The organism is Streptomyces sp. ITFR-16 (assembly GCF_031844705.1).
Classification (GTDB): Bacteria; Actinomycetota; Actinomycetes; order Streptomycetales; family Streptomycetaceae; genus Streptomyces.
Genome location: NZ_CP134609.1, coordinates 4,347,172 through 4,359,573, shown reverse-complemented (window position 1 = coordinate 4,359,573; position 12,402 = coordinate 4,347,172). Strand labels below are relative to the sequence as shown.

The 12,402-nt window shown below is 72.6% G+C and carries 9 protein-coding genes; 6 read left to right on the top strand and 3 right to left on the bottom strand.

The window, feature by feature from the left end:
• Window positions 1–74: 74 nt before the first annotated feature.
• The 4 genes from RLT58_RS19275 (at window position 75) to RLT58_RS19260 (ending at window position 5,516) form a co-directional block, all read left to right on the top strand.
• Entirely contained in the window at window positions 75–668 is a 594-nt protein-coding gene (locus RLT58_RS19275) for a type 1 glutamine amidotransferase family protein (RefSeq protein WP_311311620.1), read from the top strand.
• The gene (locus RLT58_RS19270; protein WP_311311619.1) at window positions 665–1,144 is read left to right on the top strand and encodes a MarR family winged helix-turn-helix transcriptional regulator; all 480 of its coding nucleotides are present in this window, start codon (window positions 665–667) and stop codon (window positions 1,142–1,144) included. Before RLT58_RS19275 ends, RLT58_RS19270 begins: the two co-directional genes overlap by 4 nt.
• A 93-nt stretch (window positions 1,145–1,237) precedes the next feature.
• Window positions 1,238–3,388, top strand: coding sequence for a serine/threonine-protein kinase (locus RLT58_RS19265; RefSeq protein WP_311311618.1), 2,151 nt, complete (start codon window positions 1,238–1,240; stop codon window positions 3,386–3,388).
• 136 nt (window positions 3,389–3,524) lie between these two features.
• On the top strand, window positions 3,525–5,516 hold the full coding sequence (locus RLT58_RS19260; RefSeq protein ID WP_311311617.1) for an Ig-like domain repeat protein: 1,992 nt from the start codon (window positions 3,525–3,527) through the stop codon (window positions 5,514–5,516).
• A gap of 13 nt (window positions 5,517–5,529) precedes the next feature.
• Here the strand turns inward: RLT58_RS19260 and dnaN are convergent, their stop codons facing one another.
• Complete coding sequence (gene dnaN / locus RLT58_RS19255; protein WP_311311616.1) at window positions 5,530–6,672, bottom strand: DNA polymerase III subunit beta; 1,143 nt, start codon at window positions 6,670–6,672, stop codon at window positions 5,530–5,532.
• A 328-nt stretch (window positions 6,673–7,000) separates the two neighbouring features.
• Here dnaN and RLT58_RS19250 point away from each other — a divergent pair, with 328 nt between their 5' ends.
• Window positions 7,001–8,494 (top strand): helix-turn-helix domain-containing protein, encoded by a 1,494-nt coding sequence (locus tag RLT58_RS19250; RefSeq protein WP_311314567.1) that lies wholly within the window; start codon window positions 7,001–7,003, stop codon window positions 8,492–8,494.
• 38 nt (window positions 8,495–8,532) lie between these two features.
• Here the strand turns inward: RLT58_RS19250 and RLT58_RS19245 are convergent, their stop codons facing one another.
• Together RLT58_RS19245 and RLT58_RS19240 are read right to left on the bottom strand one after the other, a co-directional pair.
• Window positions 8,533–9,423 carry a glycoside hydrolase family 19 protein gene (locus tag RLT58_RS19245; protein WP_311311615.1) on the bottom strand — a complete coding sequence of 297 codons (891 nt, stop codon included), beginning with the start codon at window positions 9,421–9,423 and terminating at the stop codon, window positions 8,533–8,535.
• 314 nt (window positions 9,424–9,737) lie between these two features.
• The gene (locus RLT58_RS19240; RefSeq protein ID WP_311311614.1) at window positions 9,738–10,601 is read right to left on the bottom strand and encodes a glycoside hydrolase family 19 protein; all 864 of its coding nucleotides are present in this window, start codon (window positions 10,599–10,601) and stop codon (window positions 9,738–9,740) included.
• Between the two features lie 252 nt (window positions 10,602–10,853).
• Here RLT58_RS19240 and RLT58_RS19235 point away from each other — a divergent pair, with 252 nt between their 5' ends.
• Window positions 10,854–12,389, top strand: coding sequence for a substrate-binding domain-containing protein (locus tag RLT58_RS19235; RefSeq protein WP_311311613.1), 1,536 nt, complete (start codon window positions 10,854–10,856; stop codon window positions 12,387–12,389).
• Window positions 12,390–12,402: the final 13 nt, after the last annotated feature.

The following is a 12,402-nucleotide window of genomic DNA, read 5'->3' as shown; positions in this document are numbered from 1 at the left end:
CGAACGACATTGACAGCATGTTGTCGAAGTGACAACATGTTGCCATAAGCGTTCTTCCGTCGAGGAGGCCCGTCATGACCCGCAGGACCGCATACCTGGCCGTGTACGACACCTACGCCGACTGGGAGACCGGGCACACCACCGCGCACCTCGCCCAGAACGGCTTCACCGTTCGCTCGGTGGGCCCCACCACCGACCCCGTCACCAGCATGGGCGGGCTGACCGTCCGGCCCGATCTGGCCCTCCACGGTCTGCGTCCCGAGGACGCCGAGCTGCTGATCCTGCCGGGCGCCGCGCTCTGGGACTCCGGTGACGCGCTCGCCCCCTTCGCCCGCACCGCGCGCGCCTTCCTCGACGCGGGCGTGCCGGTCGCCGCGATCTGCGGGGCGACGGCGGGACTGGCCCGCGAGGGGCTGCTCGACGGGCGGAAGCACACGAGCGCGGTCTCCTTCTATCTGGCGGCGACCGGCTACGCGGGCGGCGAGCACTACGTCGACGCCGACGCCGTGACCGACGGCGACCTGATCACCGCCGGACCGACCGAACCCGTCGCGTTCGCCCGCGAGGTCTTCGCCCGGCTCGGGGTGTACGAGGGGAAGAAGCTCGACGCCTGGTACCAGCTCTTCCACGACTCGGACCCGAGCGCCTACGAGGTGCTGAACGGATGAGCCACGAGGAACAGGACCGGCTGAGCCGGACCGCCCTCACGGTCTTCCGGCTCAACGGCCAGTTCCTCTCCGTGGCGGAGGGGCTGGCCCGCCCGGCCGGGCTGACCGCCGCCTGGTGGCAGGTGCTCGGTGCCGTGGTGGGCGATCCGCTGCCGGTCTCCGGGATCGCCCGGGCCATGGGCATCTCCCGGCAGGCCGTGCAGCGCATCGCCGATCTACTGGTGGACAAGGGCCTCGCGGAGTACGCCGCCAACCCGGCGCACCGCCGCGCGAAACTGCTCCGGCCCACCCCGCGGGGGCGCGCGGCGATGGCCCGGATCAACCCGGGGCACGCGGAGTTCGCCGCCCGGCTGGCCTCGGAGCTGGGCCCGGAGGAGTCCGCCGAGACGGTCCGTGTCCTGGAACGCCTGTCCCGGGTACTGGATGCGATGGACCCACCCCGCGACCCCGGCGCCCCCACGCCGTCCGGCGGCTGAGGACGGAGCCCCGGCCCCGCACCGGCGGGCCGGGCCGCGCCGCTATTCTCGTCCCCGTCCGGCGTGTCGCCGTACGGGGGAGGACTGCACACCATGGAGAAGCTCGGGTCCGCCGATCCGCAGCGCATCGGCGCCTACCGTCTGCTGGGCCGGCTCGGCGCGGGCGGCATGGGCCAGGTGTATCTGGCCCGCTCCGACCGGGGACGCACGGTCGCGCTGAAGCTCGTACGGGAAGAGCTCGCCGTCCGGCAGGAGTTCCGCGACCGGTTCCGGCAGGAGGTGCGGGCCGCCCGCCGGGTCGGCTCCACCTGGACCGCCCCCGTGCTGGACGCCGACACCGAGGCCGATGTGCCCTGGGTCGCCACCGGGTACGTCGCGGGGCCCTCCCTCCACGCCACCGTCACGGGCCACGCGAGCGCCTCGGCCGAAGCGGCTCCGGGAGCGTACGGCCCCCTGCCTGAACGATCCGTCCGCATCCTGGGTGCCGGTCTCGCCCACGCCCTGAAGGCCATTCACACCGCCGGGCTGATCCACCGCGACCTCAAGCCGTCCAACATCCTGCTCACGATCGACGGCCCGCGCGTCATCGACTTCGGGATAGCCCGGGCCCTCGACACCGTCGCCGACAGCGGTCTCACCCGCACCGGCGCGCTGATCGGCTCGCCCGGCTTCATGGCGCCCGAGCAGGTGCGGGGCGAGCGGGTGACCGCCGCGTGCGACGTGTTCTGTCTGGGCGCGGTGCTGGCGTACGCCTCGACCGGACGGCTCCCGTTCGGCGCGGCGGCCAACGAGGTGCACGCCCTGCTGTTCCGGATCGCGCAGGAGGACCCCGACCTGTCCGGGGTGCCGACCGGGCTCGTCGATCTGGTCAGGACCTGCCTCCACAAGGAGCCGGCGGCCCGCCCGACGACGGACGACATCCTGGCCCTGCTGGACCGGGGCGACAGCGCCGAACCCTGGCTGCCGGGCGCGCTCCTCGCCCAGCTCGGCCGGCACGCGGTGGAACTGCTGGACTCCGAGGACCCGGAGGACGCGCCCCCGCCGGCGGAGCCCCAGGACGCGGTGCCGTCCGACGCCGTGCCCGAGGACGCGGTGCCGTCCGACGCGCCGCAGGACGCGGTGCCGGGCGGCGCGGCCCCGGGTGCGCCGGTCCCGAATGCCGAGGCCGCCGCGCCGACCACGCCCCTCGTCCCGCTGAAGAAGCCCGCGCCCGCCCTCCCGGCGCCCGGGCCGACGGTGGTCGGCCCGCCCCCGGCCGTGGCGGCGTCCCCGGCGACTCCGCCCCCGGCGACTCCGCCCCCCGCGACCCCGGCCCCTGCGACTCCGCCCCCCGCAGCCCCCACTCCCACGGCGCCCGCCCCCGGGTACGGCTACCCGCAGCAGCCCGCCCAGCCGTACCCGGTGCAGGGCTACGGCTACCCGCAGCAGCAGAACACCGCTCCCGGTTACGGCCATCCGCAGCAGCAGAACACTGCCCCCGGTTACGGCTATCCGCAGCAGCCCGGCCCCAACGCGGGCTATCCGTCCGGGTATTCGCAGCAGCCGGGTGCCAACCAGGGCGGGCCGTACGGCTATCCGCAGCCCGGTTTCGGGCCCACGCCCCCGTACGGCCCCGTCCCGCCGGGCGGCGCCCCGCAGCCCGCCCCCGCTCCCGCCCGCCGGAGCACGGGGTCGACCGTCGCGCTCGTAGTGATCGCCGTGCTGGTCGCCATCGGGGCCGGCGGCTCGGTCTACGCGCTGATGAACGAACACGGCGGCAAGCCCACGGCGTCCCCGACCCGTTCGAGCGGCCCGTCCCCCTCGGACGACGCCTCCGACTCGCCCTCCCCCGACGGCAGCCAGGACCCCTCGCCCAGCGACGACGCACAGAACGGCGACGAGAAGGGCGCGATCCCCAAGGACTACCTCGGCACCTGGTCCGGCAGCATCGACAACGCCAACGGCCACTCCACCCGCGAACTGGTCATCCGGCAGGGCCAGGTCGGTGACCCCGTCCTCACCCTGACCGCCGAAGGCCCGCTGGCCACGGGCGGCACCTACCGCTGCGTCTTCGAGGCGGACCTCGCCACCGAGCCGTCCGACGGAGGCCCGGTCAGCCTCGGGCCGTCCTCGGTGACGCTCGGCGAGCCCATGGCGTCCTGCACGCCCGGCAGTTCCACCTTGCTCACCCTTCTCCCGGACGGCACCCTCAGCCGCGAGAACACCACCACCGGCGAGAAGCTCACGTACACGAAGTCCGGCTGAGCGGGCCGGGCCGCCCGCCCCCCGTATATGTGCGCAACCTGTGAAGGACATGCCATACGCTGCACCCCTGGGCCGCGCCCCGGTGCTTCACTCCGGACGCCGTGCGGCCCTCTTTCACTGTGGGGGTAGACAGCACATGCGTACGCGCAGAATCTCCACCGCGACCTCGGTCGCGGTCCTGTTCAGCTCGGTCGTCCTGGTCGGCGGCGCGGCGAATCCCGCCGCCGCCGACTCCAGCAAAATCCTTTCCGCGAAGTCCGTCGGCGACGTCGTCGCGGACGGGGTGCACCAGCACGTCTTCATCAGCGACCCGGAGGGCGGCAAGGTCCTCGTCGCCGACTACAGCGGTGCGGTCGTCGCGACGCTGCCGTCGCTGCCCGGGGTGACCGGCCTCGATCTGTCCGCCGACTCCGGCACGCTCTACGCCGCCGTCCCGGGCGCCGACGCCATCGTCACGATCGACACGGCGGCGCTCAAGGAGTCCGCCCGGTACGCCACCGGCGAGGGCACCGACCCCAAGTACCCGGCCCTGGCGGGCGGCAAGCTCTGGTTCGGCTACGGCTCGGCCGGCGCGGGCCAGATAGGTTCGCTCGACCTGACCGGCCCGGAGCCGGTCGTGGCCCTCGGCCAGGAGACGGACGGCACCTGGTACGCGGCGCCGACGCTGGCCTCCACGCCCGGCGCACCCGATGTGCTGGCCGCCGGGATCCAGGGCCAGAGCCCGGTGCAGCTGGCGGTGTACGACGTCGGCTCGGGCACGGCCGACCGGACCGCCGCGACCAGCACGGACGGGAGCAACCTGTCCGACCTCGCGCTCAGCCCGGACGGCACCCAGCTGGTGGTGGCCAGCGGCTACCCGTACCACCACCAGTCCTACGGCACATCGGACCTGAAGCCCGGGATCGCCTATCCCTCCGACGCGTACCCCAACGCCGTCGCCATCGCGCCGAACGGCACGGTCGCCGCCGGCATCTCCGGCTGGTACGAGCCCGATGTCTACGTCTACAAGCAGGGCTCCACCGCGAAGCCGGTGCGGACCTACGACTTCCCCAACACCGGGAACAGCAGCGGCTCGGACACCCTCGACCCCGGCGGGCTGGCCTGGGCGCCGGACACCAGCCGGCTGTTCGCCGTGACGGTGAACAGCAACGGCGTCCGCTCGCTGCGGGTGCTCACCGACCCCGTCAGGTCCGTGACCTCGGTGACCGTCACCGCCCCGGCGAAGGCGACGCGCGGCAAGAAGCTCACGGTCACCGGCAAGGCGGCGTCCAACGCGGCGTTCCCGGCCGGGGCCAAGGCGACCGTGACACGGACCGACGTCGAGTCGCCCAAGGGCAGGGCGCTGCCCGCCGTGGCGCTGAAGTCCAACGGCACGTTCTCCTTCACCGACACCCCGCCCGCCGGCGGCACGGTCACCTACAAGGTGTCGTACGCCGGGGACGCCCTCCACTCCCCGGGCGCGGGCTCCGCCAAGGTCGCCGTCTCCCGCGCGACCCCCTCGCTGACCCTGAACCGCAACAAGGCGGTGTACGCGTACGGCACCGACGTGTCGTTCACCGCGCACCTCGGCTCGACGTACAAGAACCGCACCGTCGAGCTGTGGGCGGACCCGTACGGCACGGACAAGCCCAAGAAGCTGGTGAAGACCGGCAAGGTCAACTCCAAGGGCAATCTGTCCGCCACGGTCGACATGACCCGGGACACCACCGTCACCGCCGTCTTCAAGGGCGACGCCCGCTACGCGTCCCGGACGGTCAAGTCCACGGCCTACGCCAAGGTCAAGGTCTCGACCACCGTCGCCAAGCAGTACCGCACGGCCAAGATCGGCTCGCGGTCGTACGCGTACTTCCACAAGAAGACCAACCCCGTCTTCACCACGAAGATGAGCTACCACAAAAACCGCTCGTTCCGCCTGGCGATGCAGTTCTACTACCAGGGGACCTGGTACGACGCGGGCTCGCAGTACTTCAAGCTCGGCACCGGCGGCAAGACCGATGTGACGCTGACGGGCACCCATGACACCGGCTACCGCATGCGGATCCGCGCCTCCTATCTGGACGGCTCCTCCGGCGACAACGTGAACACGACCACGCACGGCGCCTGGAAGTACTTCATCTTCACCAAGTGACCCCTCTCCGGAGCTAGTAGACGAGCGGCTTCACCGACATCAGCAGGTGCTGGTGCGCCGGCTGTGCGGTGACGCCGCTCGTCCCCGCCAGCGCGTCCCCGTGGTCGGCGTGTCCGGTCACCATGGCGCGCTGCCCCGGTCCCATCAGCTGGAACCGGACGACCGGCGAGTCGAACGAGGCCAGCGCGTCCATCAGGTACGCCGGGTTGAAGGCGACCGTCATCCCGTCGGTCCCCGCCAGCACGGCGGGCAGGCGCTGCGACGCCACGTCGTCCTCGTAACCCGCCTGCAGCAGCACGGAGTCCGGGCCGAAGGCGAACTGCAGCGGGCTGTTGTTGTCCGCCACCACCGAGACCCGCTTCACCGCCTCGACCAGCGGCTCGCGGTCGGTCACCGCCGTCACCGGGTCGGCCAGCGCGAACAGCTTGTCGTGCCGGGGCAGCCGGCCGTCGAGCAGCCGGACCGTGGTGCGCATGCCCTCCCGCTCGAACCCCGCCGAACCGCCGTCGAGCGCGAGGCGCACACTGCCCGCGCCGCCGAAGGAGCGGGCGATCTCGGAGAGTCTGCGGGCGGCGACGACGACATCGGCCGAGACGCCCGCCGTCCCGGGCTTCCAGCCCAGGGTGCGCACGGCGAAGCGGTAGCGGTCGGTGGCCGCCAGGGTCATCCGGTCACCGTCGAGCCCCAGCCGGATCCCGGTCAGCGTCGGCAGGGTGTCGTCCCGGCCGGCCGCCACTGTCACATCGGCCACGGCCGCCGCGAACTCCTGCGCGTCCACCGACCCGAGCACGTCCGGCAGCGGTGGCAGGGACGGGTAGTCGTCGAGCGGGAGCACCGACAGGCCGAAGCCCGCGCCGCCGCCCGTCACCGTGAACCGGGAGCCCTCCACCGCGCACTCCACCGGCCCCTCGGGCAGCACCCGGCACACATCCAGCAGCCGCCGGCCCATGACCAGCACCCTGCCCGGCCGGACGGCCGTGGCCGCCACCTCGATGCGGGCGGACGCCTCGTAGTCGAGACCGGAGACGGCGAGCCGGCCGTCCGCCGCCTCCAGCAGCAGACCGCCCAGCACGGGGACGGGGGAGCGGGTCGGCAGCACACGGGCCGCCCAGGCCACGGCGTCCGCCAGTGCGCCGCGCTCGATACGGAACTCCATGGGGGTGACCTCTCCTTGTGCGCCGACGATCCCTACGGATACGACGCTAAGGGTCACCACTGACAACGCGCGGAGGGTGCGGTTGCGGCCGACGACAGCGGCCACCCCCGTGGGCCGATGCCGTCGTCCCCCGTGCCTCTCCCCCGAAAGGCCCGCAACCGCGTTCGGACTCTAGAGGGCTGGGTAGGCGCCGGGAAAGATTCGGTCCGCACGGTGTGGACCGCCTCGGGTATCAGTTCGCACAGCCGGGGCCGTTACGCTGCACTCCGGTCAGGGCGGGAGCGGGGGAGATGTGCACGCGCGGAGGCGGGCCGACGACGTCATCCGGATGAACGGACTGGCCAGGACCGGCGGTTCGAAGGAGCTGCTGCGCTGGGTGTCCGGCCGCGCCGAGGGCTGGGCGGGCCTGGTCGACGGCGACGGCTCGGTGCTGCACGGCGTCGCCCGGGTGCCGGAACGGACGAGCGCCGCCGCAGCCGCCCTCGCGTCCTCGGGGGCCAGGGAACTGACGGCGCTCGGCGCCCGTTCCCTCTCCGTAGACCAAGGACCGCACACCGCGCTGATGTTCTCCCTGGACGGACCGGCGGACGTCCCCCCGCCGGTCCTCGCGGTGGTCGCCCGGCGCCCGCTGCCGGCCGGGCTGGCCACCCTCCTCGCCGACGCGGCCCTGCCCCTGACGATGTGCTGGGCGGCCGAGAGCGTCGAGCGCAAGCGCCGCCGCGTCGATCTGGCGGAGTCGCGCGGCCGGGAGGCGGTCCTGCATCTGCTCATGACGGGCCAGTTGTCGATCGCGCACCAGGTGGCCGGGGCGCTCAGGCCCAGCCTGCCCGACCCCGTCCGGGTCTGCGTCGTCGAGTGCCCGGGCCGAGGCCGCGACGAGGTGGCCCGGGTCTGCGCGGACCTGTCCGGCGGCCGGTCCTGGATCGTGCGCTGCCCGGTCTACGCCCGCCATCTGATCCTCGTCGTACCGGCGGGCCCCGACCCGGCCGACGAGCGGCTGGGGCCCGAGGTCGCCTCGGTGGTGGACGACTGCGTCGTCGGGATCAGCGAGGACGTGCCGCTGGCCGACACCGCGACCGCGTACCGCCAGGCCTTCCACGCGCTGGCCGTGGCCCGGGGTCTCGCGGAGCGGCACGCCCGCTTCGGCGCCGCCCCGGAACCGGCGCTGGTGGCCGGTGCCGAGGGCGCCCGGTGGGCCGACGCGCTGCTGGCCCCGCTGCTGACGCATCTGCCGCGCCGCAGCCAGGACCCGGGGAGCCAGGAGCTCGCGGCCACCCTCGCCTCCTGGCTGGCCTTCTCCTCGCACGCCACCGAGCATCTGAAGATCCACCGCAACACCCTGGCCGCCCGGCTGCGGCTGATCGGCGAGGTGCTGGGCCTGGATCTGCACCGGGTCGCCGACCAGGCGGCGCTGGACCTCGCCCTGCGCGTCCGCGCCACGCCCGCCCTGCCCCGGCGGGCGGAGACGGCAGCGGCGGCCTCGCCCGCGCTGTCGCCGGACGCGCTCCTGCGGCTGCCGGCGATGCGTTCCTGGGCGGTCCAGCAACTGCGCCCGCTCGATCTCGCGGCGGCGGGCGGCGGCGGGGCCGACCCGCACACCACCCTGCGTACCTGGCTGGCGCACGAGGCGCAGATCGGGCCCGCCGCCGAGGCGCTGGACATTTCCGTGCCGGGGCTGCGCAAGCGGCTGACCCGGCTGGAGACGGTGCTCGGGCGCTCGCTGCTGCGGCCGCCGAGCGCGCGCTACGACCTGTGGCTGGCCTTCCGGTCACTGGACCTCACGGAGGGCGGACAGCCGTACGGGGGGCGCCCCCGGCCGTGAGGCCGGACGCACCCCCCGTACGACGGGAGTCCAGCCGGTCAGCAGCTGAGGTTGGAGCCGGGCGTGGTGCCGAGGATCGACACGAACGCCTGGTACTTGTCGATACGGCTCTGCACCTGGGCGGGGTTGCCGCCGTTGCACTCGATCGAGCCGTTGATGGAGCGGATCGTCTCACCGAATCCGGCGCCGTTCACGATGGCGTTGTGCGCGGTCATGGTGCCGGGGCCGTTCTGGGTGTTCCAGTACCAGAGGCCGGTCTTCCAGGCCACGGCCGCGTCCTGCTCGACCAGGTAGGGGTTGCCCAGCAGGTCGATGCCGAGCGCGTCGCCCGCGGCCTTGTAGTTGAAGTTCCAGCTGAGCTGGATCGGACCGCGTCCGTAGTACGCGGCCTGGCCGGCGGGGCAGCCGTAGGGCTGGCTGCTGTCGCAGTAGTGCGGGTAGTTGGCGGTGTTCTGCTCGACGATGTAGACCAGTCCGCCGGTCTCGTGGCTGACGTTGGCGAGGAAGGCGGCGGCCTCCTGCTTCTTCACCGTGTCGCTGCCGGTGTTGGCGAAGCCCGGGTAGGCGTCCAGGGCGGCGACGAGACCGCTGTAGGTGTAGAAGGAGTTCCGGCCCGGGAACATCTGGTTGAACTGCGCCTCGCTGACCACGAAGTCGGAGGACGAACCGGGGTCACCCGGGTCCGTGCCGCCGCCGCCACAACTGCCCTGATCGGCCCAGACGTCGGAGCTGCCGGGCGTCTCGTTCTGGGTCCACCACTTGGCGGTCCAGTTGTGCCCGTTGTACGAGGCGGCGCCGCCGCCCGTGTAGACGGACGAGGAGTTCCAGGGGGCCGCGCACTCGGCGGCCGATGCGGTGCTCGGGAGAATGACGACCATTGCGACGACCGCGCCCAGCGCGGCGAGCAGGCCCAGAATGCGTCGGATCATCTGAACACTCCTTCGGCGCGGCGCACCGACATGTCGGTGCGCCGCCATGGGGGGTGGACGTCACTCAAGCGGTGTTGGTCTGGACCTGTCAAGGTCTAGACCATCGCAAAAATACGGCCCCGCCGGACCGTTCCCGGCCGCCCCCGCACAGGGATGCGCGGCCGAGAGCGCTCTCAACAGCGGCAATTGCGGACGCCGGCAGTCCGGATCACCCCGGAACGCACGACGGGCCCGAAGGTAAAACCTTCGGGCCCGTCCAGCATGCGGGACGGCGGACTGTCCGGCCGTTCAGTCCCGTCGTTCCCGACTTGTCGTCAACAGGTCAGCCCCGAACCCGGGTCGACCCCGACGACTCCCGTGATCCGTTCGTACTTGGCCACGCGCGCCGCCACCGACTCCGGGTTGCCGCCGTCGCACTCCAGCGAGCCGTTGAGCGAGCGGATCGTCTCGCCGAAGCCCGCGCCGCCCACCATCGCGTCGTGCGAGGTCATCGTCCCGGGCCCGTTCTGGGTGTTCCAGTACCAGAGCGCGGTCTGCCAGGCGACCGACGGATCCCGCTCGACCAGCCAGGGATCGTTCAACAGGTCCAGGCCCAGCGCGTCCCCCGCCGCCTTGTAGTTGAAGTTCCAGCTGAACATGATCGGCCCGCGCCCGTAGTACGCGGACCGACCGGCCGGGCAGCCGAAGGGCTGGCTGTAGTCGCACTTGATCCAGTAGTTGGCCTCGTTGATCTCCTTCACGTACCGCAGACCGACCGACTCGAAGTCGGCGTGCGTCAGGAAGGCCGCCGCCTCCCGGCTCCGCGTCGCCTCGGTCCCGGTGTTCGCGAAGCGCGGATAGGCGTGCAGGGCGTCGATCAGGCCCTGGTACGTGTAGAAGGGGGCGCGCTCCGGGAAGATCTCGTCGAACTCCGCCTCGCTGATCACGAAGTCGGAGACGCCGCCGGTACAGGCGCCCCGGTCCTCCCAGACGGTGGTGGCGCCCGGATTCTCGTTCCGCGTCCACCACTTGGCCGTCCAGTTGCGGCCGTGGTGCGAGACGCTGCCACCGGCCGTGTAGGTGGTGGACGCGCTCCACAGGGGCGCGCACCGCTCTGCGGCGGCGGACACGGGGGCCGCGTGCGCGGCTCCGGGGAGGAAGGCCGCCATCGCGATGACGGCACTCAGGACGGTCGACATGCTCTTGAAGCGGTTCAGCGCTGCTCACTCCTTCGGCAGGACGGGGCATGGCGCGCCGCACCCCTCGGCGGGCGGGCCGTCCGGGCATCCCGACACCCAACCCCGATTGGTCTGGACCTGTCAAGGCGCGACCAACTGCGGTCTGAACGAAGCCCGTTGGCCACCCCGCAGCCATCTGCCCGCCCGCCGGCACCCCTACGGTGACCCGCACGCGAACCCGTACAGGTGTCCGACAGTCAGGGGGACCGGGCCATGGAATGGTTCAGCGCCGAGAACGTCGTGGCCGTGGCGACCGCCGTCCTGGGCGTCCTCGCCTCCATCGGTGTCCTCTGGTACGAACGCCGCGTACCCCGCCGCAAGCGCATCGGCTACCGGGTGCAGATGGACACCCCGATCGGCGGCGATGCCGGCCAGGGGCGGGCCAATGTGCGGCTCGGGCTCTTCGACGAGACCCCGGGCATGGCGGATGCCACCCTCGTCCTGCTCCGCGTCGAGAACGACGGCTCGCAGTCCATCGCACGCGGCGACTACACCGGCCCCGACGAGCAGCTGCACGGTCTGGTAGTCGAGTTCACCGACCGCCGGGTGCGCGGCATCGCCGTCACCCACTCCCCCGGCGCCGACCACCTCATGGACCACTTCACCCCGTCCGCCGGGCTGCGCGAGAGCGGCTCCCTCATCCGGCTGCCGCGCGTCCCGCTCAACCGGGGCGAGCACTTCAAACTCCTGGTCCTGCTCACCGGTTCGCGCGTGGGCAGCCCCATCCGGATCACCGGCGGCATCCGGGACGGCGAGGTGCGGACCAACACCGCGGCCCGCCCGGACGAGAAGCCCCCGCTGTTCGGCCGGGCCGCCCGGTTCATCACCGTGGCCCTGACCGTCTGCGTGATCACCCTGGCCACGATCATCCTGGTACGGGACGAGACCCGGCCCCCGATCGGCTGCGCCCGGGGCGAGCTGACCGTCACCGGCTCCACCTCCTTCAAGCCCGTCCTGGACGAACTGGCGCAGAAGTACGCGGCGGCGTGCGAGGGGGCCACCGTCACCGTGGACGCGCACGGCAGCACCGCCGGGATACGCGAACTGGCGGAACGGGGCGCCGCAGCCGGGAAGTCCGGCTCCCCCGCGCTGGTCGCCCTCTCCGACGGCCCGAAGCCGAGCGGCTTCCCGCAGCTGCGCGAGAGCCGCGTCGCCGTCTCGCTCTTCCGCCTCGTCGTCAACGACCGGGTGCCGCTGAGGAATCTGACCCTCGACACCGTCCGGGGCATCTACCGGGGCGACATCAGCAACTGGCGGCAGCTCGGCGGCCCCGACCTGCCCGTGCTGCTGGTCAGCAGGGACGCCAACTCCGGCACCCGCGAGGTCTTCCAGCGCCGGGTCCTGGGCCGCAACGAACCCGCCCAGTCCTCCCGCGACTGCACCACGAAGGACGACCCGCGGGCCCCGGTGATCCGCTGCGAACTCGACTCCACCGACCAGGTCCTGACCGAGGTCGGCCGGCTCCCCGGCGCGATCGGCTACAGCGAAATGCGCTCCGGCACCAAGCCGACCGGTGCGCACCAGCTCGCGATCGACGGGGCCACCCCGTCCGCCGACACGATCGCGACCAGCAGCTATCCGTACCGGGAGATCGAGTACGCGTACACCTACGGCAGCCCGCCCGCCGACTCGCTGGCCTCCAGCTTTCTCGCCTATCTCGGCCGGGGCAGCGGCCAGGACGTCGTACGGACCCACGGCCACCTGCCGTGCGCGACACCGGAGGGGCTGCGGATCTGCGGGGAGAACTGAGTCCGGGCAGTCC

What these genes read in the sequence shown, in the direction of transcription:
- RLT58_RS19275 (WP_311311620.1), top strand. Translation starts at nt 75, where the DNA reads ATGACCCGCAGGACCGCATACCTGGCCGTGTACGACACCTACGCCGAC.
- RLT58_RS19270 (WP_311311619.1), top strand. Translation starts at nt 665, where the DNA reads ATGAGCCACGAGGAACAGGACCGGCTGAGCCGGACCGCCCTCACGGTC.
- RLT58_RS19265 (WP_311311618.1), top strand. Translation starts at nt 1,238, where the DNA reads ATGGAGAAGCTCGGGTCCGCCGATCCGCAGCGCATCGGCGCCTACCGT.
- RLT58_RS19260 (WP_311311617.1), top strand. Translation starts at nt 3,525, where the DNA reads ATGCGTACGCGCAGAATCTCCACCGCGACCTCGGTCGCGGTCCTGTTC.
- dnaN (WP_311311616.1), bottom strand. Translation starts at nt 6,672, where the DNA reads ATGGAGTTCCGTATCGAGCGCGGCGCACTGGCGGACGCCGTGGCCTGG.
- RLT58_RS19250 (WP_311314567.1), top strand. Translation starts at nt 7,001, where the DNA reads ATGAACGGACTGGCCAGGACCGGCGGTTCGAAGGAGCTGCTGCGCTGG.
- RLT58_RS19245 (WP_311311615.1), bottom strand. Translation starts at nt 9,423, where the DNA reads ATGATCCGACGCATTCTGGGCCTGCTCGCCGCGCTGGGCGCGGTCGTC.
- RLT58_RS19240 (WP_311311614.1), bottom strand. Translation starts at nt 10,601, where the DNA reads ATGTCGACCGTCCTGAGTGCCGTCATCGCGATGGCGGCCTTCCTCCCC.
- RLT58_RS19235 (WP_311311613.1), top strand. Translation starts at nt 10,854, where the DNA reads ATGGAATGGTTCAGCGCCGAGAACGTCGTGGCCGTGGCGACCGCCGTC.